The sequence below is a fragment of the Rhodococcus sp. AQ5-07 genome (assembly GCF_009707305.1).
GTDB classification, from domain to species: domain Bacteria; phylum Actinomycetota; class Actinomycetes; order Mycobacteriales; family Mycobacteriaceae; genus Rhodococcus_F; species Rhodococcus_F erythropolis.
Genome location: NZ_CP046099.1, coordinates 3380478 through 3401482, shown reverse-complemented (window position 1 = coordinate 3401482; position 21005 = coordinate 3380478). Strand labels below are relative to the sequence as shown.

At 63.9% G+C, this 21005-nt stretch carries 20 protein-coding genes and 1 pseudogene; 11 read left to right on the top strand and 10 right to left on the bottom strand.

Annotated features, from left to right (window positions below):
• Window positions 1-84: 84 nt before the first annotated feature.
• The 3 genes from GJB56_RS15635 to GJB56_RS15625 form a co-directional block, all read right to left on the bottom strand.
• Complete coding sequence (locus GJB56_RS15635; protein ID WP_225989529.1) at window positions 85-552, bottom strand: DUF2771 domain-containing protein; 468 nt, start codon at window positions 550-552, stop codon at window positions 85-87.
• 26 nt (window positions 553-578) lie between these two features.
• Window positions 579-2273 carry an MFS transporter gene (locus GJB56_RS15630; RefSeq protein WP_030244200.1) on the bottom strand — a complete coding sequence of 565 codons (1695 nt, stop codon included), beginning with the start codon at window positions 2271-2273 and terminating at the stop codon, window positions 579-581.
• Window positions 2274-2342: 69 nt separating this feature from the next.
• The gene (locus GJB56_RS15625; RefSeq protein WP_230090986.1) at window positions 2343-3173 is read right to left on the bottom strand and encodes a glutaminyl-peptide cyclotransferase; all 831 of its coding nucleotides are present in this window, start codon (window positions 3171-3173) and stop codon (window positions 2343-2345) included.
• Window positions 3174-3211: 38 nt separating this feature from the next.
• On the opposite strand from GJB56_RS15625, the gene GJB56_RS15620 reads away from it, so the two are divergent.
• From GJB56_RS15620 to GJB56_RS15610, 3 genes are all read left to right on the top strand, one after another.
• Window positions 3212-4033: a DUF3027 domain-containing protein gene (locus tag GJB56_RS15620; protein ID WP_113683346.1), complete on the top strand. Its 822-nt coding sequence runs from the start codon at window positions 3212-3214 to the stop codon at window positions 4031-4033.
• Between the two features lie 68 nt (window positions 4034-4101).
• Complete coding sequence (locus tag GJB56_RS15615) at window positions 4102-6774, top strand: sacsin N-terminal ATP-binding-like domain-containing protein (protein WP_019744931.1); 2673 nt, start codon at window positions 4102-4104, stop codon at window positions 6772-6774.
• A 6-nt stretch (window positions 6775-6780) separates the two neighbouring features.
• Window positions 6781-7332, top strand: coding sequence for a phosphatase PAP2 family protein (locus tag GJB56_RS15610; protein WP_113683290.1), 552 nt, complete (start codon window positions 6781-6783; stop codon window positions 7330-7332).
• Here the strand turns inward: GJB56_RS15610 and GJB56_RS15605 are convergent.
• A complete protein-coding gene (locus GJB56_RS15605; protein ID WP_113683289.1) occupies window positions 7322-8362 on the bottom strand; it encodes an iron-siderophore ABC transporter substrate-binding protein in 1041 nt (346 codons plus the stop codon). The genes GJB56_RS15610 and GJB56_RS15605 overlap by 11 nt on opposite strands.
• A gap of 90 nt (window positions 8363-8452) precedes the next feature.
• Window positions 8453-8710: a DUF2530 domain-containing protein gene (locus GJB56_RS15600; RefSeq protein ID WP_020908795.1), complete on the bottom strand. Its 258-nt coding sequence runs from the start codon at window positions 8708-8710 to the stop codon at window positions 8453-8455.
• 102 nt (window positions 8711-8812) lie between these two features.
• On the opposite strand from GJB56_RS15600, the gene GJB56_RS15595 reads away from it, so the two are divergent.
• The 3 genes from GJB56_RS15595 to GJB56_RS15585 all read left to right on the top strand — a co-directional run bounded on the left by GJB56_RS15595 (window position 8813) and on the right by GJB56_RS15585 (window position 12177).
• Window positions 8813-10267: an NCS2 family permease gene (locus tag GJB56_RS15595; RefSeq protein WP_047889553.1), complete on the top strand. Its 1455-nt coding sequence runs from the start codon at window positions 8813-8815 to the stop codon at window positions 10265-10267.
• A gap of 65 nt (window positions 10268-10332) precedes the next feature.
• Window positions 10333-10764, top strand: a complete 432-nt coding sequence (locus GJB56_RS15590; protein ID WP_019744926.1) for a MarR family winged helix-turn-helix transcriptional regulator — start codon at window positions 10333-10335, stop codon at window positions 10762-10764.
• A gap of 105 nt (window positions 10765-10869) precedes the next feature.
• A complete protein-coding gene (locus GJB56_RS15585; RefSeq protein ID WP_007733487.1) occupies window positions 10870-12177 on the top strand; it encodes an MFS transporter in 1308 nt (435 codons plus the stop codon).
• Here GJB56_RS15585 and GJB56_RS15580 read toward each other — a convergent pair.
• Window positions 12161-12709: a hypothetical protein gene (locus GJB56_RS15580; RefSeq protein ID WP_029256020.1), complete on the bottom strand. Its 549-nt coding sequence runs from the start codon at window positions 12707-12709 to the stop codon at window positions 12161-12163. The two genes, GJB56_RS15585 and GJB56_RS15580, sit on opposite strands and share 17 nt — an antisense overlap.
• A gap of 70 nt (window positions 12710-12779) precedes the next feature.
• Between GJB56_RS15580 and GJB56_RS15575 the strand changes: the two genes are divergently transcribed.
• The 3 genes and pseudogenes from GJB56_RS15575 to GJB56_RS15565 all read left to right on the top strand — a co-directional run bounded on the left by GJB56_RS15575 (window position 12780) and on the right by GJB56_RS15565 (window position 14483).
• The gene (locus GJB56_RS15575) at window positions 12780-13370 is read left to right on the top strand and encodes a TetR/AcrR family transcriptional regulator (protein ID WP_019744923.1); all 591 of its coding nucleotides are present in this window, start codon (window positions 12780-12782) and stop codon (window positions 13368-13370) included.
• 48 nt (window positions 13371-13418) lie between these two features.
• Window positions 13419-14226 (top strand): annotated as a pseudogene (locus tag GJB56_RS15570) (TrmH family RNA methyltransferase).
• Window positions 14223-14483 (top strand): DUF2537 domain-containing protein, encoded by a 261-nt coding sequence (locus tag GJB56_RS15565; RefSeq protein ID WP_019744921.1) that lies wholly within the window; start codon window positions 14223-14225, stop codon window positions 14481-14483. Before GJB56_RS15570 ends, GJB56_RS15565 begins: the two are co-directional and overlap by 4 nt.
• A gap of 20 nt (window positions 14484-14503) precedes the next feature.
• On the opposite strand, the gene GJB56_RS15560 is transcribed toward GJB56_RS15565, so the two are convergent.
• The 4 genes from GJB56_RS15560 to GJB56_RS15545 all read right to left on the bottom strand — a co-directional run bounded on the left by GJB56_RS15560 (window position 14504) and on the right by GJB56_RS15545 (window position 18777).
• Window positions 14504-15289, bottom strand: a complete 786-nt coding sequence (locus tag GJB56_RS15560; RefSeq protein WP_113683288.1) for a DUF6928 family protein — start codon at window positions 15287-15289, stop codon at window positions 14504-14506.
• 52 nt (window positions 15290-15341) lie between these two features.
• Window positions 15342-16265 (bottom strand): septation protein SepH, encoded by a 924-nt coding sequence (sepH, locus tag GJB56_RS15555; protein ID WP_080909108.1) that lies wholly within the window; start codon window positions 16263-16265, stop codon window positions 15342-15344.
• Window positions 16266-16464: 199 nt separating this feature from the next.
• Window positions 16465-17586 carry a phosphoserine transaminase gene (serC, locus tag GJB56_RS15550; RefSeq protein WP_007733484.1) on the bottom strand — a complete coding sequence of 374 codons (1122 nt, stop codon included), beginning with the start codon at window positions 17584-17586 and terminating at the stop codon, window positions 16465-16467.
• Between the two features lie 63 nt (window positions 17587-17649).
• The gene (locus GJB56_RS15545; RefSeq protein WP_113683287.1) at window positions 17650-18777 is read right to left on the bottom strand and encodes a citrate synthase 2; all 1128 of its coding nucleotides are present in this window, start codon (window positions 18775-18777) and stop codon (window positions 17650-17652) included.
• A gap of 245 nt (window positions 18778-19022) precedes the next feature.
• Between GJB56_RS15545 and pdxH the strand changes: the two genes are divergently transcribed.
• Together pdxH and GJB56_RS15535 are read left to right on the top strand one after the other, a co-directional pair.
• On the top strand, window positions 19023-19736 hold the full coding sequence (pdxH, locus tag GJB56_RS15540) for a pyridoxamine 5'-phosphate oxidase (RefSeq protein ID WP_007733483.1): 714 nt from the start codon (window positions 19023-19025) through the stop codon (window positions 19734-19736).
• Window positions 19733-20998 carry an MFS transporter gene (locus GJB56_RS15535; protein ID WP_113683286.1) on the top strand — a complete coding sequence of 422 codons (1266 nt, stop codon included), beginning with the start codon at window positions 19733-19735 and terminating at the stop codon, window positions 20996-20998. The genes pdxH and GJB56_RS15535 overlap by 4 nt, the downstream gene beginning before the upstream one ends.
• Window positions 20999-21005 lie beyond the last annotated feature (7 nt).

Below are 21005 nucleotides of genomic sequence, written 5' to 3'. Positions count from 1 at the left end.
TCGATTCGAGCTGCCGTACATGGCTTCGAAACAAAATGCCCTGCACACCAATCGGTGTGCAGGGCATTTTCGTTCTTCCGGGGATCAGGCGGTCTTGATCGACCAGATCAGTAGTCCTTGTTCGCTTCCCTCACCGACGGCGAGGTGGATTTCGACGCCGACGAGTTGCTTGACGGGATCGCTCGAAGATTCGACCGTCACTGCCAGGGCCTCGCCGGGCTCGAAGACTCGGGGTTCGCCGGTCTGGTTGCCGTCGGCATCCTCGTAGACCGCCAGCAGGGCCCACTGCGCATCGGAGACGTCCGTCGACAACGACAGCTGCAGCGGGTAGCCCGCGGGAACGTCGAGGGCATAGATGTCGCCCACCTGGGCGCACTGGGACAGATCGATGGTGCAGAACCCGGCAGGGTTCGTCTCGATCGTCTTGCCGTGTGCGTATGCAGTGATGACCGGTAGCTTTTCGGGGTCGTCGTTGATGTTCTTGATGATCACGAAAAGAACGGAGACGTAAGCAACTAGTGCCACCACCATCAGGACACTGATCGCTGCCACGATCTTCTTTGTTCTCGAGCGCATCATCACTGCGGAGTACTTCCTTGTCCTCGGTTGGATTTACCGGTGTAAATCACTTCGGTCACTTCTTGTTCGGCCAGATCGGGTCGCTTCCCGCCGAGGCCGGGCAGGAGGCTGCTTCCTCGGTAGCTCAGGAAGGTCTGTAGAAGCCCGATCGTCAGGAACACCGATACAACAGTGAACCCGATCCAGTATTCGGTCGGAAGCAGAACCCCCAATGCGCCGCCGAGTACCCAGCTCAACTGCAGAACCGTCTCGGATCTGCCGAATCCGGACGCGATCGATTCCTCGGGCAGGTCGTGCTGGAGTGACGCGTCGAGTGAGACCTTTGCGAGTGCGCTGGCGGCGGAGGCTACGAGCGTGGCAAGCGCAGCGGTCATCAGGTTGTCCGTCAGCGCTGCGATCACCGCGATGATCCAGACCGACGCAGTGCACCGGAGCACGATCAGTGCGGGCCGGCCGAGCTTGAGGCGCGCACCCGTGGCATTTCCGGCGAAGTTTCCCAGACCGGCCGCTGCGCCGACCAGGCCGAGCATCATGGCCTGCTGGAGCGGCTCGTGATCGGTGCGTGATTTGGCGACGAACGCGATGTAGAGCGTCAGGAAGCCGGTGAGCACGCGAATGGTGCCGTTGCCCCAGAGTCCGATGATCACGGCGCGTCCGAGAGGCTGTCGGACCTTGGCCGGTTTCGCGTTCGGCTGTGGTGGGGCGCTGCCGGCGTGGTGCGCCTCGTCCGGGTGGTAGGTGATTGTCGCGGGAACCTCACCCTCGGTGACTTCGACCCACGACGGGATTCGCATGCTCAGATATGCGCCGAAGACGGTGACGGCGACGGCGAACCACAAGGCTCCGGTGGAACCGAAAGCGAGCGCGAGCGCACCCGCGACGGCGCCGGCCCCGATCGTTCCACCGATCAACCCGAAGACCGTCAGACGCGAATTGACACGCACCAGGTCTATTTCCGGTGGTAGAACGCGTGGTGTCACCGCACTCTTGAGTACCGAGAACGATTTACTGAGCACCATCATGCCGAGCGCGGCCGGATAGAGGATCCAACTGTCGAAGTTGAAGACCAGGATCACTGCGAGGAGCGTCCGGATTCCGAACGACGACGCGAGTGCGATGCGGCGGCCGCGCTGCAACCGGTCGAGCATCGGACCGATGAGCGGTGCGATGACCGCGAACGGTGCGATTGTGATCAGGAGATAGAGCGCGACCTTGGTCTTGTCCTCACCCGTCGCCGCCGAGAAGAACAGCGTGTTGGCCAGAGCGACGGAGATCGCGGCGTCGGTGGCGTTGTTCGTCATCACCGCGTAGGTGAGAGCGGTCAGACCGGACTTGTCCGCGCCGTCGGCCTTCGCTGCGCGCTGGAAGGTCGCGATGCCCTTGTTCGTCAGTTCGCGGCTGCGCATCGCTGCGACGCGGGTGACGGTGAGCTTGCGGGGCATCGGGGGAGCCTTGGGGGCGTCCGCACCCGGTGCCTTCGAACCGGACGCAGAATCCGAGTCTCCCCGTGATTCGGGGATCGGGTGCAGCGGCGGCAAAGGCGTGCGACGCGCAGCGGGGCGAGCCGAAGGCGGGTAGTTGTCCGGGCGGGCCGCGGGTGGGTAATTGTCGTAACCGGGGTGCACCTGTTGCCCCTCCGGCTCGTCGTGGATTCGCCGAGTTTCGGGGTCGTAGGGTTCGCGCGGTCCGGTCACCACTCAATTCTGTCCTAGTGTCGGCGCGGCTACCACGCACACCCCTGCGAGTCCTGTGTCATGTCGGACTCAGTTAACAAAACGGACTTCGAACATCTGCGGCCAATACTTGCCGGTGAGCAGGAATCGATCGGTACCGGGAATCTGCGCGATGCCGTTGAGAACGTCGACGGTGCTGGTCGATCCATCCGTGACGAGTTCTTCGCGTAGAGCCGATGCGTCGTACACGTTCGTGACGGTGCCGTCCGCCGGGTCGATTCGGACGACGGTGTCCGTGGTCCAGACATTGGCGTAGACGGAGCCGTCTTCGGCGCATTCCAGTTCGTTCAATTTGCCGACGGACTCCGAAGATCTGGTGACGTCGATCGTGGAGATCGGCGCGAAGGTTTCGGGATCGCGAAAGGTCAACGTGGCCGAACCGTTGCTGGAGACCAGCCGATCCTCGAGCGAACAGATTCCCCATCCCTCGGTGTCGAGTGGGAACCGCCCACGTTCGGTCAAGGTGTCCTTGTCACGGGCGATGGCGACGCCGTCTTTCCAGGTGAGTTGCCACAGTGTGACTCCGGCGACCGTGATGCCCTCACCGAACAACGGCGGGTCGAGATCTGCACGCGCAACTTCCGGTCCCGAAGCGGGGGACTGCTCGTCGGAGATCTCGCTCGAGCGCACCCAGGACTGCCCGACGCGTCCGGTGCTTTCGTACAACCGGTTTCCGTCGATCTCGAGGCCCTGCGTGAACGCGTCGGGATCGTGCGCGGACATTCGAACGATCTCGACGGAGCCGGTTTCGGACGTGAGGTTGTCGGGAGCACCGGGGGAATCGGAGCACCCCGCCAGGGCCGACGCGATCACGGCGACCACTGCAAAAGTGCGCACGGAATTGGCGTGTGACCTACTCATCTGCCCAGCATGGCAGCCCAGTGCGTTGCGGACTTGCGGTGGTGCGGCAAACTGGAGGAGTGAGTGTTGCTACTTCTCCAGAGCGTGCAGTGCCGCGCCCAGTACTGGCCGATGCGGTCGAGCTTGCCCGAACGGCAGTCGTCGACCTGCATGAAGGCGGTGTGGGGGCATACCTCGGCGTGACGTCGGAGGACGAATTTGCCGCCACCCATCGATTTGCAGCAGACATTCCCGGATACCGCGGTTGGCAGTGGGCGGTTGTCGTCGCTGCCGGACCGGAGGACACCCGCGCAACTGTCAGTGAGTTGGCGCTGCTGCCGGGTCCCGACGCGTTGGTTGCGCCGGAATGGCTGCCATGGGATCAGCGGATTCGTCCCGGCGATCTCTCCGTCGGTGACCTACTCGCCCCGCCGGCCGAGGATCCTCGGCTCGTTCCCGGCTACGTCGCCACCGGTGACCCGGAAGTCGACGAGGTAGTTCTCGAAATCGGGCTAGGCCGCAAACAGGTCATGAGCCTCGAGGGCCGACTCGATGCCGCGCAGCGTTGGTTCGACGGTGACTTCGGCCCGGAGTCGGAGATGGCCAAGGCTGCCCCGTCGACGTGTGGGCTGTGTGGATTCTTCCTTCCACTCGCAGGTTCGCTGCACGCAGCGTTCGGCGTGTGCGGCAACGAACTCTCCGCAGACGGCCGGGTGGTCAGCGTGTCCTACGGCTGTGGCGCGCATTCGGACACCAGCTTGCCGCTCGGTGCGGGCTCGCCGCAGTTCGACGCATTCGACGACGGAGCAGTCGAGCTGATTGCGGTACCCGCTCGCCCGTCGAGCGTTGTTGCAGTTGAGGATTCGGTATCCACCGAGTAGAAGATCCGTTCGGCACGGACGCACTCCGCGAGGCGACGCTGCGCGCGTGGTCGGAATCTCCGACGCGATTGCGTGAAGACGCGGCTGCGGAATCCGACCTCGCGAAGGCCGGGTACCGCGACCGTCTGCTCACCGAACTGGCGCAGAACGCTGCCGATGCAGCTGCACGCGAGGGCGTCGAGGGCTCTTTGTGGGTGGACGTGGACGGTCGGACGCTGACCGTCGCGAACACCGGCCGTCCGCTGGACGAATCCGGCGTTCACGCACTCACGGCGCTGCGTGCGTCGAACAAGGTCGACGCCGACGAAGGCGTGACGGGGCGGTTCGGAGTCGGATTCTCGGCAGTTCTCTCGGTCGGTGACGAGGTTGAACTGCGCTCGTCGACGGGATCGATTCGATTCTCTGCCTCGCAAACTCTGCGCGAGATCGAGTCTCGCGAACTCCCCGTGCCGGAAACCGGTGTCCCCGTACTTCGTTTGGTGTGGCCGTCTGGCGAATTGCCGAGCGACGGTGCCGATTCGGAAGTGGTGCTGACGCTTCGGCCGGACGTCGATGCCGCGGCGCTGCTTTCGCAGATGACACGTGAGGCAGTCGATCTGCTGCTCGAACTCCCGGCTCTCGGATCAATTCGTTTGGGTGAGAAGACTTTTCGGCGATCGGAACGAGTGCTGGATTCCGGTCTCGTCGAGGTGGTCATCGGAGATCGCACGTGGTGGCAGTACTCGGCGCCGAATGCACGGTGGTTGGTGCCGGTCCGCGACGGGGTCGTCGAGCCGGTCGCAGACGACGTGCTGCGGGCGCCGACCCGATCCGACGAGGAACTGTCGATCCCGGCGATCATCATTGCCGACATTGCAATGCAACCCGATCGGCGACGCCTCATGCCCGCTGCACCGATCGCTCCGCTTGCCGAGGGGTACGCGAAGTTCCTTGCTGCGCTACCTCCTCGGCAGCGAACGGCACTCGTCCCGATTCCTGCCTTTGCCCGCAGCGAAACCGATTCGCTTCTGCGCGAAGCGCTTCTGAAGGAGCTGCAGGAAAACGAGTGGCTTCCGGTGGTCGGTGAACCCGACCGCGCGCCGCAGCGAGCATCCGTGGTGCCCGGGCTCAGTGATGACCTCGCCGAGTTGCTCACCGACATCATCGGCGGCCTGGTTGTCCCCGAGCTCTCCGGCCCCAAGCACGAGCGAGCACTCGCGGCAGTGTCGACGCACCGCATCGGGCTCGCGCGCATCGCGGAACTGCTCAGCGGCTTGGAACGTGAACCGAAGTGGTGGAATCGACTCTATTCGGCTCTCGAGCCCTTGGTGATCGACACTCTTGCGGTGGAAGAGCTTGGAACACTGCCGGTTCCGCTCTCCGATGGACGAACGGTGACCGGACCGCGGACCGTCGTCGTCGGCGTCGAACTGGGCGAAGACGCACCGTCTGTGCAGTGGACGAGGTTGGTTCATCCTGTCGCGGCGCACCCGTTGCTGTCTCGATTGGGAGCACAGACCGCGAGTGCCACCGACCTGCTGTCCGATCCGGCACTGCGAGCATTGATCGAAGATGCTGCGGATCAGGATGATTCGGTAGCGACGGAGTTGGCGCAAGTGGTGCTCGGATTGGCGGCCCACGTGGCGCCAGGGGCGCTGCCGTCGTGGATCGGTGAAGTGCTGCTTCCTGATTCGGAGGGCGAATTGCGGTCCGCCGACCAACTTCTGCTTCCGGGAGCTCCCCTTGCAAGCGTCCTGGTCGAGGATTCTCCCTTCGGCATCGTCGACGCTGATTTTGTTCAGCGGGTGGGGGAGCAGGCGCTACGGGTAGTCGGTGTCGGGTGGGGTTTCACGGTGGTCCGTGAGGAATTGCCGTCCGGCCCCGATCACGATCTCGACGCCGAAGACGCATGGTGGGACACCCTCGACGAGGACCCCGAATACATCGAAGCCGTGCGCGATCTCGATCTCGTGGACGAAGACCGCTGGCCGCAGGCGCTGTCGCTGCTGGTCGAGTCGCCGGCGACGCGGGCGCTGCTCACCGACCGTCGTGGATACACGGCGTGGTGGTTGCGTTCGAATGCCGAACTCGGCGGTGAGGTGCTTGGCTTGCTACGCGCTCCGGGTGATCGCACCTTCGAGGGATTGCTCGATGCTGCCGAACACCCCGACGCCGGATTCTTCGCCGGATTGTTGGCATCCGATACCGTCGACGATCCGGAACTGGCTCAGCTGCTGCTCGATCGGCTTGCCGACCCACTACGGATGCCGGCCTCCGCCGTCGTCGCGCGGACGCACCGACTGCTGGGTGAGGCAGCGCAGCGACGGGTTCTCGACCTGGAGGAACTGCACCTGCCGCCGTTCGTGCGAGGCCTTTCCGGCGATCTGGTCGATCCCGGCGACGCCCTTGTTCTCGACCGACCGTGGCTGGGAGCGGCACTGCCTGCACAACGAGTGGTGCTCGGCAGTTTCGAGACAGCTGACGCACTGGCAGATCTGCTCGACGTCGCTACGGCGTCCACATCCGTTCACGGACGAGTGAGCAGCACCGGCGTTGTGACGACGTGGGCGAACGAACCACAGGCAGTTCTCGGCTTCGCAGCCCTCGGCCGTGAGGTTCCCGGCGGCGAGGTAGTGATCCATCACGAACTGTCGGTGGAACTGACGGGAGCGGTGGAGGCGACAGTGACCGTGCCGTGGTGGGTGGACTCGGACGGCGTTCATCACGTGATGCGCACGTGGACTCTGCCGCAAGGGATGTGAGGGCAGATGTCTTTTGATCAGTGGGTACTCGACAGTGCAGTGAGCCAGCGGACGGCGTGGCTCGTGGACGTGGTCGACGTCATCACCGACAGCGGCGGAACCCTCGCGTCGTGGCTGATCGCGACGCTGCTCACGATCGTGCTTCTGGTTTGGGGGCTCCGAACGGAAGCTCTGCTGATCGCCGGATCGATGTTGACCGGTCTGCTCGTGATGAGCGGATTGAAGCGCATCTTCACGCGAACCCGTCCACCCCTGCCGGAGCGTTTGATCGAAATCGATTCGTATTCGTTCCCGTCGGGCCACGCGATGATGAGCGCGATACTCGCGACTTCGGTTGCCGCAGTGATTCTTCGGCTTGCTTTGCCGAGGCTCGCGAAGATGGCAATGCTCGCGAGCCTCGGCCTGTACACGATCGCTGTCGGATTCTCCCGCGTCTACCTGGCTGCCCATTGGATGACCGATGTGCTGGCAGGTTGGGCGTTCGGGATGGTGTGGGCCGGAGTGTGGATCTGGGGAACTGCGCAGATCAGGAAGCGCCGGGCGCTGGTTACTTCGTGAGTTCGGCGAGTAGTTGGCTTGTCGCCCACGGCAAGCTCAGTGCTGAACTCGCGGTCAGGGCCGCACCGACCTGCGGGGCCTGATCGTCGTTGACGTAGACGACGCGATTGTTCTTGACCACGTCGAGTTGCTGGAAGCCCGGATTGTTTCGGACCGCCTGGGCGGCATCGGGATTGCCGATGACAACGAGACGGTCCACGTCGAGGAGATCTAGTCGCTCGGTGGAGATGGGCGCGTAGAACTCACCGTTCATCAATGCCTCGACCGCGGGAGCAGGTTTGAATCCGAGACTGCCGAGGACCCGTCCGCGGGCGTCCTCGGAGGAGAAGGCGTAGAACTCCGGGGTCGTGTCGACGCTGATGATCACCGCGGTCTGGTCTGCAAATTCCGGGTGAGCGCTTCTGGCGTCGGCGAACTGCTTGTCGATATCGGCGACCAACTTCTCGCCGTCGGCTTCGCGACCCACTGCCTTCGCTGCGGTCTTCGTCGTGATCTGCCACGGAGTTGCGTAGTCGCCGTAGGCCGGATCCTTCGCGACGGTCGGGGCGATCGCGGAAAGTGTGCTGTACAGGTCTTTGTCGATGCTCGAGTAGAGCGCGAGGATCAAGTCGGGCTCGAGCGCAGCGATCTTTTCGACGCTGATCGTGGTTTCGGGATTGCTGCCGACGACGGTCGGTTCGGTTCCGCCCCAAGGGCCGGTGACCCACGGCCACGTGCGGTTGACGTCCGGCTCGCCCGGGTACTGATTGACCATTCCGACGGGCTTGATGCCCAAGGCCAGCAGAGCCTGCTCGTCGTTGTAACCGACGGTGACGATCCGTTGTGGTTCGGAATCGATCGTGGTGCTGCCGAAAGCGTGATCGATCGTGACGGGGAAGGCGCCGCCACCGGAACTCGACGAACTACTTGCTGCGTCGTCGTCCGAACTGCAGGAGACGAGTGCTGTGCCGACCAGGGCGACCAGAGCAACGGATGTCAGTCTCGTCCAACGTCCTCGGCTTTTCCAACGATTTCGGTGGGAGATCTTCACGGTTACGTGGTTCCTTTCAGCATTGACAAGCTAAGACCGACACTAGAGTGCAGGGTAGGCTTACCATACTTAAGGGGTGAATCGACCTGCTCAGTCGACCAGACCGGCGCCCTGTTGTGCGCCCTTGTCACCGCGCACAGCTGCGCGTCGTTGAATGGAGAACAGAGCGAGGCCGAGGAAGCCGACTCCGATACCCGCGTAACAGATCGGGAGTGCATCCGACCAACGATCGCCGCTCACCGCGACCACGATCGTGGCGACCACCCACAACGCGGTGCCGATGATCAGTGCCGGCGCGGGTGCGGACAATTTGCCGATCACGCCTGTTGTGTTGCGAGTCTCCGTCACAAAATTAACGCTACCCGTACCCCGGTGGCCTACTCTCCCTAGTGCGACCGGCTTCATGTGCGCCGGCACACGGCGACCTACAGCGATGGGGAAAGAACAAACATGGCGGCACCCGGCAAGATCCTCGACACCTATTTCAAGATCAGCGAACGAGGGTCGACGATCTCGACCGAGGTTCGCGGCGGTGTCGTCACCTTCGTGGCGATGGCCTACATCGTGGTCCTCAACCCCCTGATCCTCGGCAGTTTCTCGGCTGACGACGCTGCAGCGAAGACCGACGTTCTCGGCAACATCCTTCCGGTCAACCAGGTGGCTGCGGTCACCGCTCTGGTTGCCGGCCTGATGAGCATCGTCTTCGGTCTCGTTGCCAACTATCCGTTTGCCATCGCCGCGGGTCTCGGCATCAACAGCCTGCTCGCCGTCACCATCGCACCTCAGGTCACCTGGCCCGAGGCGATGGGCCTGGTGGTCATCGACGGTGTGATCATCGTTCTGTTGGCACTCACCGGTTTCCGAACTGCGGTGTTCAATGCGATTCCCTCGGCATTGAAGTCCGCGATCGCGGCCGGTATCGGCATGTTCATCGCCTTCATCGGACTGGTCGACGCCGGATTCGTCCGCCGCATCCCCGATGCCGCCGGTACGACGGTTCCCGTCGGACTCGGAATCAACGGCTCGATCGCTTCGTGGCCGACCGTGGTGTTCATCTTCGGTGTCCTGCTCATGGGTGTTCTGGTCGTGCGCAAGGTTCGTGGTGGACTGCTGATCGGCATCGTCGTCACGACGATCCTCGCTGCGATCATCGAGGCAGTTGCCGACGTCGGACCCTCGCTCGGAACCAACCCCAAGGGCTGGAACCTCAGTATCCCCGCGATCCCGGAGATGCTCGGTGGTTTGCCTGATCTGAGCCTGGTCGGCGACGTCAGCATCTTCGGCGCGTTCACCCGCATCGGTGTTCTGGCCGCCAGCCTGCTTGTCTTCACCCTCGTGCTCGCGAATTTCTTCGACGCCATGGGCACGATGACTGGTCTCGGTAAGGAAGCCGGCCTGACCGACAAGGACGGAAACCTCCCCAACGTCGGTCGCGCGCTTGTCGTCGAAGGCGCCGGTGCCATCGTCGGCGGTGGCGCTTCGGCGTCGTCGAACACCGTGTTCGTGGAATCCGCGTCGGGTATCGCCGAAGGCGCCCGCACGGGCCTGGCAAATGTCGTGACCGGACTGCTCTTCCTCGTCGCGATGTTCCTGACGCCGCTCTACTCCGTCGTGCCGATCGAGGCAGCTGCGCCTGCCCTCGTCGTCGTCGGTGCGCTGATGATCGGACAGGTCCGAGACATCGATTTCACCAAGTTCTCGGTGGCTCTCCCGGCGTTCCTGACCATGATCGTTATGCCGTTCACCTACTCGATCGCCAACGGCATCGGTGTCGGCTTCATTTCATGGGTGGTCCTGCACGCTGCCAGCGGTGGTATCAAGAAGATCCACCCGTTGCTCTGGATCGTGGCGGCACTTTTTGTGGCCTACTTCACTGTCGGACCCATTACCGACGCCCTTACGTGAAATCAGGGTTGACCGGTATTCGATTACGTGAGCTACCGGCCAGCTCTTGACGTATTGTCTGACGCGTGACCACCGAAACTCGTGCGCTGGCCAGCGATCTTTCCCTGGCTGTAGTGCGTCTCACCAGGCATCTGCGCGGCCGCAGAGTCGACGCTCAGGTATCGCTGACGCAACTGTCCGCTTTGGCGAGCCTGGATCAGTACGGCCCGATGACCCCTGGCGTACTCGCAGCACGTGAGAAAGTTCAGCCGCCGTCGATGACGCGCGTTGTTGCTTCTCTCGCCGAGCTCGGTCTGGTCGAGCGCTCGCCGCATCCCACGGACGGTCGTCAGATCATCGTGAATCTCTCCGACGCTGGGCAGGCGTTGCTCGCGGACGAGACCCATGCGCGTGAGGCGTGGATGAACGAGCAGCTGGCCGGGCTGGGTGGCGAAGAACTCGCGACGCTGCGCGGTGCCGTCGGGATCATCACGGAGATGGTCAACAAGACGGAGTAGTTCCGCGAGTTATGCGGTCGCGTAGCTCCGCTACATAGAGGTCGTTGCCCAAACGAATTACTCGAGGGGCAAGATGGTGGAGTGCCCCGAGACCCCGATTCCGGCATGTTTGCCGCGCTCCACAACCGCAACTACCGCCTTTGGGCTTCCGGACAGATTGTTTCTCTGGTCGGCACGTGGATGCAACGTATTGCCCAGGACTGGCTGGTACTGACGCTCTCGGACGGCAACGCGTTGGCGGTGGGCATCGTCATGGCCTTGCAGTTCGGTCCGACGCTGTTTCTGTCGGTGTGGGGTGGGGTGCTGGCCGATCGGTACGACAAGCGTCGGATCCTGATCTTCACGCAGTGGGCGAGTGCGGTATGCGCACTGGTGTTGGGTCTGTTGGACGTCGGTGGGCTCGTCGCGTTGTGGCACGTCTTCCTGATCGCCTTTGCCCTCGGCTGTGTCTCGGCGCTCGACGCACCGGTGCGTCAGTCGTTCACTATCGAGATGGTGGGCAAGGAACACCTGTCCAATGCCATCGCGCTCAACTCGATGACGTTCAACACGGCCCGCATCGTCGGTCCGGCCATCTCGGGTGTTTTGATCAACCTGATCGGAACCGGATGGGTGTTCCTGCTCAACGTCGCGACGTTCGGTGGGGTCCTCATCGCGCTGTACCTCATGAACAAGAAGGAGCTGATCCCGTCCGAACCGGCGCCGCGTACCAAGGGGCAGGTGCGCGACGGGTTCCGATATGTGTGGGGTCGCAAGGACCTTCGGGTGATCATGGTGTCCGTCTTCATGGTCTCGACGTTCGGCCTGAACTTCGCGATCAGCCTGGCGGTGATGGCGCGCAACACGTTCGGTCTCGAAGCCGACGGTTACGGACTGCTGTCCACGACGCTTGCTGTGGGAACCCTTGCAGGCGCTGCGTACGCCGCAAGGCGCAAGGAAGCGCCGCGGTTGCGGACGTTCCTCGGTGCCGCCGTGGCTTTCGGCGTGTTCGAGGTCGCGGTGGGATTGATGCCTACCTACGCGTTGGTGGCGCTGATGTTGATTCCCACGGGCGCACTGACGTTGACGTTCACGACGTCCGCGATGAACATCCTGCAGATGTCGGTCCCCTCCGAGATGCGTGGGCGGGTGATGGGCATCTACATGCTCAGTTTCCTCGGTGGCACACCGCTGGGAAGTCCGCTGCTTGGTTGGCTCGCCGACTCCGTGGATCCCCGTGCGCCTTTGATCGTGGGCGGAGTGATCTCGCTCGTCTCGGGCACAGTGGCCGGGGTGTACCTGCTACGTAGCGAAGGGCTGAAACTTCGTCTTGCGAGGCCGGAAGACGGTGGCAGGTTGCCGGTGTTCGTCCTGCGTCCGGTGATCGTGTGCGACGCGACCGAACAGGCAGTCGAGGCTAGCCGCGCGCCGTGACCTTCTCGCGCTTGGGAAACACCGTGTAGCTCAGGGCGATTGCTCCCCAGATTCCCAGCACCACTGTCAGCTTGCTGATCCATCCGTCGAGGGCACCCGTACGTGCGGGGTCGTCGACGAGGAAGATGGCCGCGCCGAGAAGTCCGCACGCGATGGCCCAGGCGATCGCGGCTTTGCCGAACTCGCGCCATTCGCGCAGTGCTCGCGCACTCCCGTACTCGGGTGGCGCGACGGGAGCCGGGCCGCCGGCGAATCGGTAGGCGAACCTGGCGTCGGCCCAGGAGATGAGACTGTGCCCGAACGCAACGGAGAAGCCGATGTAGGCCGCAGCAAGCCCGTGGGTGAAGTTCGCCTCGCCGCCGCCCCGAAGATCGAGGGCTGTGGCGACGAGCAGGACGACGTCGACCAGGGGTGCGCAGATGAGCAGTGCGGCACCCAGCGTCTTGCGGCGCAGCAGATAGCGGGCGGCGAGACCGGCGGCGATGAACACCCAGAACATGATTTCGCACGCGATGATCAGATGGACGATCATGACATCAGCTCATTTCTAGTACGACTGTGTTAGTGATCGAAAACTAGCACAACTGTGTTAGCTTTGTGAAGTGGTGAAACGAAGCAGCCCCGATGAGCGACGGGAAGAGATCGCCGAGGCTGTCTGGCGTGTGATCCGTCGTGATGGTGTGGCGAGCGCGAGCGTCCGGGCCGTCGCGGACGAGGCGAAGATGTCGACGGGGTCGCTAAGGCACTTCTTCGCGACGCAGTCCGAACTCTTGCTGTTCGCGATGACGCTCGTGACCGTCCGAGTGGAGAAGAGAATCGCCGGCATCGACTTCGATCCCGACATCCGCCGCGCGATCCGCCAGTTCACCGATCAGTTCGTTCCCCTCGACGAAGATCGGCGTGAAGAAATGCAGGTCTGGGAGGCGTTTGCTGCTGCCGCCCAGACCGATTCGACGTTGACGGCAGTGCGTGACGAGACGGACCGGACGCTGTTCGAGCACTATCGAACATTTGTCGAGGCCGTACATGATGCAGGATTCCTGCAGCCGGACGCTTCGGTCGACATCGAGGCGATGAGGTTGCATGCGCTCGCCGACGGGCTCGCGTCGCACGGCGTCGACAATCCCGAGCGAACCAATCCGCAGGTGATCGGCCAGGTGCTCGACGCGCATTTCGCTACGCTGCTGCGCTAGGTCGGGAGTAGTGACGGGGGCCCGCGGTGCGTACGGCACGATAGACCCGTGGTTCACGTCATCGACATCTCAGATCCCGCCGACCCCCCGGTTGGATGACTTTCGCGATCTCAACTCCTCGGATCGGCGCCCCGACCTGCCGGAGGGCAAGGGACTGGTCATCGCCGAAGGAGTATTCGTCACTCAGCGGCTGCTGACGTCGCGGTTCGAGCCGATCAGTCTTCTCGGCGTCGAACGACGGCTCCTGGAGCTCGCTGACGATCTCGACGGTGTGGACGTGCCGTTCTACCGTACGAGCGCCGAAGTGATGGCCGAGGTCGTCGGATTCCACCTGAACCGTGGCGTCCTCGCTGCAGCGGCCCGCCCGGCGCCACTCGCGGTCTCGGACGTGCTGAAGGATGCAAAGACCGTCGTGGTCCTCGAAGGCGTCAACGATCACGAGAACCTCGGCTCGATGTTCCGCAACGCTGCAGGGCTCGGCGTGGACGCCGTTCTGTTCGGGAAGGGTTGTGCTGACCCGCTCTACCGGCGGTCGGTCCGTGTGTCGATGGGGCACGTGCTGCGAGTGCCCTTCGCGCATGTGACAAAGTGGCCACATGACTTGGATGAGCTGCGTGGCAACGGTTTTCAGCTCATATCCTTGACTCCGAATCCGGAAGCGGTCACTTTGGCCGAAGCGATGACCGGGGAGAAGGTGGCACTACTGCTGGGCGCCGAGGGGCCAGGTCTGACCGAACATGCGATGCGGGCCACCGACATTCGTGCCAAGATACCGATGGCTCCCGGCACCGACTCGCTCAATGTCGCAACCGCAGCGGCTATGGCCTTCTACGAACGTGTCAGGACCGGCCGGTGACTCTGGACCGCACGCCCTGGTTCACCGGAATCGCGGTGTCGGTATTCGCCGCGATGCTCTCGACCAGCGCCGTCGCGGCGTTCTGCGTCGCGCTGGGCAACGTGAACGTGCTCCTGGCGGTTGTCGTCAATATCATTGCGGTAGGCGGACTTGCGCCGACCGTCTGGCGCTGGCGAGCCGTCCCCGTGTGGCGATGGGTGGTCTACGGCGCGGTAGTCGGCGTTCCGCTCGGGTGGATCGCAGCGATAGCCGCGTGACCGTGTGAGGCTGCTCGGCGCTACTTGAACCCGAAGTACCGGGCGAGGCGGCCACGCGGCTTGGCCGCGGGTGCGTCGTGGATCGGCGGCATGTTTTCGGGCATGGGTATCTCTGTCGGCGCCTGCTCGGGTACCGGTACGGGAGCTGGGGGCGCAGGTTTGGGTGCCTCGCCGGGGCGGTGAATCTTGAAGCCCCACAGGAGAATCTGCGTTGTGTCGAGTTCGTGTTCTCGCGGCGCGCCGGTGTATCGGAATCCCAGCCACTCGAGGTTGGCAGACTCCGCGAACTGCTGCGGGTGGAACGGAAGTGACTGCGGATCGGGCAGGATCCCGGGTGGGTATCGCAGGGGATGATCGCCCGCCCAGAATTCCAGTTCCCAGGTCTGCGGGATCCCCAGATTTTCGACGATGTCGATCGGGATGGCACTGAACGAGCGTCGTAGCTCGCCGTCCTCCCACAGCGCAAACGAACCCTGCGCGGTTTCGGGGACGGAGCTGATCAACAGCGTCGAGCCACCCTCGGCCGAAAGGTGCCAGGACTCAGGCAGTTTCGAGGGGACAAATGTGCTGAGTTCGGAACTGCAGACGACGCTCACTCGGCCGTACGCGCCGACGAAGACGTAGCCGGGGCTCACCGTCGCGGCCATCGACAGCGGCTGAGGACCGAGAGACTCGAACTCCTTGTCCGGGTACAGCGACATGGCGATTTTCAGCGCCTCGGTCTGATCCGGCTGTGGGTACTTGCTCAATTCGGTGCGAGCGTCTGCGCCGCCCAGAAACCAGATCGTCGATACCCGTGCAGCCACCGGCAGCCCTCTCTCCTCAGCCTCGCTCGAAAGAAGAATACTTTCCTTCGGGTCAGCGACCGCTGCTGCGGACCCCGAGGAGTACGTCGTCCCATGAGGGAAGAGCAGGCCGTCCGCGCTTGTCCTTGGTCTGCGTCTGCTGCGGAGCGGTTTTCGGGGTCACGTCCGGTGCAGGCTCGGGAACCTCTTCGTCGACGACGGTTTCCGGCTCGACAGCAATCGGCTCGGGCGCCACGATTCGTTCAGCCACCACCGTCCGCTCGGAAACTGCTGTCCGCTCGGAAACTGCTGCGGGCTCCGGCTCGATCTCCGCCACCGGTTCGACGTCGAATCGGGACAGTTCAAGCTGCTGCGGCTCGTTCGAAACCACCGGTACCAGGCCGCGGAGCGGGCGACCGAAGTCGGGATCGATCAAGTCGAATGCCGCGTCGTCGAGTGCGACGATCGTTCCGCCGTGCGCGTCGGGCTGGTAGCGCCAGTGTGCGGCGTTGGTGGTGCGGCCGGCCTGCCACTGCAACTGCGCGACCCACTGATTGTCCTCGTCGCGCCAGGCATCCCAGGTGGCCTCGTCGATGCTGTGGCCGCGGGCGCGGAATGCGTGGGTCACGATTTCGGAGAGGGTGGGAACCGTCGGGCCGTTGTCGCGCACCGGGTGTCCGCCCTGCGCCATTTCCGCGGCGCGGGAACGCTCGAGCAGAACGGGGTACGCAAAGCGCTCGACCTTGCTGATGGGGATCTTCGCTTCTTCGGCGACCTGCTCTACGGAAGCACCGGAACGAATGCGCGCCTGAATTTCGCGGGGACGGAGTTGGCTTTCCATTTCGATCTCAATCTGGCCGAGTCGAGCCACGTCTCCGCGGGAAGCTGCACGAAGTTTGTCATCGGCGGGAAGCCGGAATTTCTGGCCGGTTTCAGCATCTGCGCACACCACATGCGATCCATCGGGTTCAAGTCCGATCACTCGAAGCTCTCGCACATTGACCTCCTTATCGCGCCGGCTCGCGACTTTGCGCCGCGCTCAACTGTAATTCATTCGTGACCATGGACTCGGCAGGACACGCAGGGCGAGATGACCTCGGATCCGACCACCGGTGTGGTAGCTCACAAGGCCTGGCGCAAACGACGCTCGGCCCCCGACATCATGTCGGGGGCCGAGCGGTGAAGCATTATGAAAATCAGCCGAGCTGAGAAACGACCCAGTCGATGCTCTTGGTGAGAGCGGTGACGTCATCGGGGTCGATGGCCGGGAACATGCCGACGCGCAGCTGGTTGCGGCCGAGCTTGCGGTACGGCTCGGTATCGACGATTCCGTTGGCGCGCAGGATCTTTGCCACCTCGGCAGCGTCGACGTCGTCGTTGAAGTCGATGGTGCCGACAACCTGCGAGCGGTGTGCCGGATCAGCGACGAACGGCGTTGCGAACTCGCTGGCCTCGGCCCAGTTGTACAGGCGCGAGGACGAATCCGCGGTGCGAGCGGTGGTCCAGTCGAGGCCGCCGTTGCTGTTCATCCACTCGATCTGGTTGGCGAAGAGCAGGAGGGTGGCCAGGGCCGGGGTGTTGTACGTCTGATCCTTGGAGCTGTTGTCCACGGCGATGGGCAGCGAGAGGAAGTCAGGAGTCCAGCGTCCCGAATCCTTGATCTCCGCGACGCGCTCGAGGGCGGCCGGGCTCATCAGCGCGATCCACAGTCCACCATCTGCAGCGAAGCACTTCTGCGGAGCGAAGTAGTAGACGTCGGAATCGGCGACGTTGACCGGAAGTCCACCGGCGCCCGAGGTGGCGTCGATGGCGATCAGTGCGTTCTCCGAACCCGCGGGGCGCGAGACGGGGATCGACACACCGGTGGAGGTCTCGTTGTGCGCCCAGCCGATGAGATCGACGGACGGGTCGGAGACCGGCACCGGTGCGCTGCCCGGATCGGCGGAAACGACGATCGGGTCACCGATGAACGGGTTGGCCTTGGCGACCGAAGCGAACTTGGAGCTGAATTCGCCGTTGGTCAGGTGCAGCGACTTCTCGCGGATGAGGCCGAATGCGGCCGCATCCCAGAACGCAGTGGTTCCGCCGTTGCCGAGGACGACCTCGTAGCCCTCGGGCAGTGAGAACAGATCGGCGAGGCCGGAACGAATGCTGGCCACAACGTTCTTGACCGGCTTCTGGCGATGGCTGGTGCCGAACACCGAAGCGCCCACCTCGACCAGGGACTGCAGCTGCTCGGGGCGAACCTTGGAAGGACCGCAGCCGAAGCGTCCGTCGGCGGGCTTGAGGTCGGCGGGGATGATCGGTGTGGAGGTCATCGCTTCTTTCTGTTCCTTCACTTGTGTTCTGTACTACCGTGATTGGCGAATTCGAGCGGGGTACTACGCGTGGCTGATCTGGTCCCAGCCCTCGACCGACTCCGGAGTACGGGGCGCCGGGCCGGTGTAGATGGCGGCCGGGCGTACCAGTTTACCGAGACGCTTCTGCTCGAGGATGTGTGCACACCAGCCGGCGGTGCGGCCACAGGTGAACATGGCAGGCATCATGTGCGCGGGAACCTCGGCGAAGTCGAGGATGACGGCGGCCCAGAACTCGACGTTGGTCTCGATCGCGCGATCGGGACGACGCTCACGCAGTTCTGCCAGTGCAGCCTGCTCGAGAGCTGCGGCAGCTTCGTAGCGGGGAGCGTTGAGGCGCTTCGCGGTAGCGCGAAGCACGCGTGCACGGGGATCTTCGGCGCGGTAGACGCGGTGTCCGAAGCCCATGAGCTTTTCCTTGCGGTCGAGGATTCCCTTGACCAGTGCGCGGGCGTCGCCGGTCTTCTCGGTCTCTTCGATCATCGGAAGAACGCGGGCCGGTGCGCCGCCGTGCAGCGGGCCGGACATCGCGCCGATGGCGCCGGAAAGCGAGGCAGCGACATCGGCGCCGGTGGAGGCGATGACGCGGGCCGTGAAGGTGGAGGCGTTCATGCCGTGCTCGGCTGCCGAGACCCAGTACGCGTCGATTGCCTCGACGTGTGCCGGATCGGGCTCACCCTTCCAGCGAACCATGAAGCGCTCGGTGACCGTCTTGGCCTCGTCGATGCGGCTCTGGGGGACTGCAGGCTGGTAGATGCCGCGAGCGGACTGCGCGACGTACGACAGTGCCATGACGGATGCGCGGGCGAGCTGGTCGCGGGCGGTCTCGTCATCGATGTCGAGGAGCGGCTGGTAGCCCCAGATGGGAGCCAGCATCGCCAGTCCGGCCTGGACGTCGACACGGACGTCGCCGGTGTGAATGGGGAGGGGGAAGGGCTCGGCCGGCGGGAGGCCGGGGCCGAAGCGGCCGTCGACGAGAAGGGCCCATACGTTGCCGAAGGTGACCCACTGGCCGACCAGGTCTTCGATGTCGACACCGCGGTAGCGCAGTGCGCCGCCGTCCTTGTCGGGTTCTGCGATATCGCTGGTGAAGGCGACGACGCCTTCGAGTCCGCTCACAAAATCGTCCGGTATTGCTGCGCTCGCTGCCATTCTCGTGGACTCTCCTCGTTCGAGTGCGCCAGGTCTACAGTCGCACTGCCTCAGCTTCAGTGACTGCGCCTCGGTGCTCGCAGGGATGAGCACGCACCGTGTTTTGTACTGCGCAATCGTCTCGTCCCGATTCGGTTGCTGTCGCTGGTGCGGCTCGCGGTCCGGGTCGGGTCTAGCCACGGCAAACTTTAGCGCGTGCCGCGTAGCCGTTGGCCAGTGAGTACCCGGGAGTAGCGTTCTCGGCTGTGTCGAATGAACGTCAGGACCCGCAGGCGGTGGACAACGAACTCGCGGCCATGCGTGTGGGCTATCCGCAAGCAGGCAGCGAATCGGAGTCCGTCGAGGACCGCATGAGTGCGGAATTGGATACCTCGGTCGTCGAGACCGGTTGGCTGCCCCTCATGCGTCAATGGCTCGTGGACGCCGTCGAAGCTGACGCGCCGGAGCCCAACGCCATGACTCTGTCGACGGTGGACGACGGTGGCCGTCCGGCGTCGCGGACCGTGCTCTGCAAAGGGCTCAGCGAAGACGGTGTCCTCTTCTTCACCAACTACGGATCCGACAAGGCTCGTCACCTCGACGCCCACCCGTACGCGTCGGCCAACTTCACGTGGCTGACCCTTGCCAGGCAGGTGATCGTCCGCGGCACCACCGAGCGCGTGAGTGCTCAACTGACGCAGGAGTATTGGCGAACCAGGCCTCGTGGATCGCAGCTCGGCGCGTGGGCGTCGTCGCAGTCTCGTCCGATCGACTCGCGTGCCGATCTCGACGAGCAACTGCGTGAGGTCGCCGCCCGATTCGGCGTGGACGGTGAGATTCCGGTGCCACCGAACTGGGGCGGGATTCTGATTCGGCCCGAGTCCGTCGAGTTCTGGCAAGGACGCGCGAACCGCATGCACAATCGAGTTCGCACGAGCCTGGTCGACGGACAGTGGTCCGCCGTCCGTCTCCAGCCGTGAGCCGGTTACTCGCGGACACGACTCCGCTCGAGAATCGCGACTATCGACGGCTGTGGACGGCCGGCATCGTCACCGTCATCGGCGCTCAGCTCAGTGTGGTCGCCGTACCGCAACAGGTGTACGAGATCACCCGAAGCTCGGCCTACGTCGGTCTGACGGGAATCTTCGGTCTGGTCCCGCTGGTCGTTTTCGGTCTGTGGGGCGGCGCACTGGCCGACGTCATGGATCGACGACGGCTGTTGATGATCACCTCGATCGGACTCGGTGTCACGTCGGTGCTGTTCTGGATCCAGGCTGCTCTGAACGTGAACAACGTGTGGTTGGTGCTCGGATTGTTCTCGGTTCAACAGGCGTTCTTCGCGGTGAACCAACCGACGCGAGCGGCGATCATCCCTCGGTTGATTCCGGGCAGGCAGTTACCTGCCGCGAACTCGCTGAACATGACTGTCGTGCAGTTCGGTGCAATAGCCGGCCCGCTACTGGCGGGTGTCCTCATACCGTCGGCCGGTCTGCAACTGCTGTACCTGCTCGACTCGATCTTTCTGATCGCCACGTTGTGGGCGGTGTGGAAGCTCCCGGCGATTCCGCCGACCGGCACGTCTCGGCGGGCCGGGCTCAGCGAGGTTCTGGGCGGTTTCACGTATCTCGCGACGCAGAAGGTTCTGCTCGCGTCGTTCGTGGTGGACATCATCGCGATGGTGTTCGGGATGTCGCGAGCACTGTTCCCGGAGATCGCACACGAATCCTTCGGTGACCCCGCCAGCGGCGGTTTTGCGCTCGGACTGCTGTTCGCGGCGATGTCGGTGGGAGCCGTTCTGGGCGGAGTGTTCTCGGGTTGGTTGCCACGGGTTCAGTACCAGGGGCGGGCCGTGCTGGTCTGCATCGCGCTGTGGGGGCTGTCCATGGTCGGCTTCGGCGTAGCGGTGTACTTCGCGAGTCCCGGTTCCAGTGTGATTCTGCTCTGGGTGGCGGTTGCGTTCCTGGCATTCGGCGGCGCCGTCGACATGGTCTCGGCCGCATTCCGCAGCACGATGCTTCAGCAAGTGGCAACCGACGACATGCGCGGACGACTGCAGGGCGTGTTCATCGTGGTCGTGGCAGGTGGTCCGCGTATCGGTGACGTCCTGCACGGCGGTGCGGCCTTCCTGCTCGGGACCGGTGTCGCGGCAGCGGGCGGCGGCTTCCTGGTGATTGTCGGTGTTGTCCTTTCTGCCCTCGCATTTCCGGCGTTCGTTCGCTACAAGGTGGGACGCGCCGTCTGACGTCCTG

What these genes read in the sequence shown, in the direction of transcription:
- GJB56_RS15585 (WP_007733487.1), top strand. Translation starts at nt 10,870, where the DNA reads ATGTTTGCCGCGCTCCACAACCGCAACTACCGCCTTTGGGCTTCCGGA.
- GJB56_RS15625 (WP_230090986.1), bottom strand. Translation starts at nt 3,173, where the DNA reads ATGAGTAGGTCACACGCCAATTCCGTGCGCACTTTTGCAGTGGTCGCC.
- serC (WP_007733484.1), bottom strand. Translation starts at nt 17,586, where the DNA reads ATGACCTCCACACCGATCATCCCCGCCGACCTCAAGCCCGCCGACGGA.
- GJB56_RS15545 (WP_113683287.1), bottom strand. Translation starts at nt 18,777, where the DNA reads ATGGCAGCGAGCGCAGCAATACCGGACGATTTTGTGAGCGGACTCGAA.
- GJB56_RS15595 (WP_047889553.1), top strand. Translation starts at nt 8,813, where the DNA reads ATGGCGGCACCCGGCAAGATCCTCGACACCTATTTCAAGATCAGCGAA.
- GJB56_RS15580 (WP_029256020.1), bottom strand. Translation starts at nt 12,709, where the DNA reads ATGATCGTCCATCTGATCATCGCGTGCGAAATCATGTTCTGGGTGTTC.
- GJB56_RS15610 (WP_113683290.1), top strand. Translation starts at nt 6,781, where the DNA reads ATGTCTTTTGATCAGTGGGTACTCGACAGTGCAGTGAGCCAGCGGACG.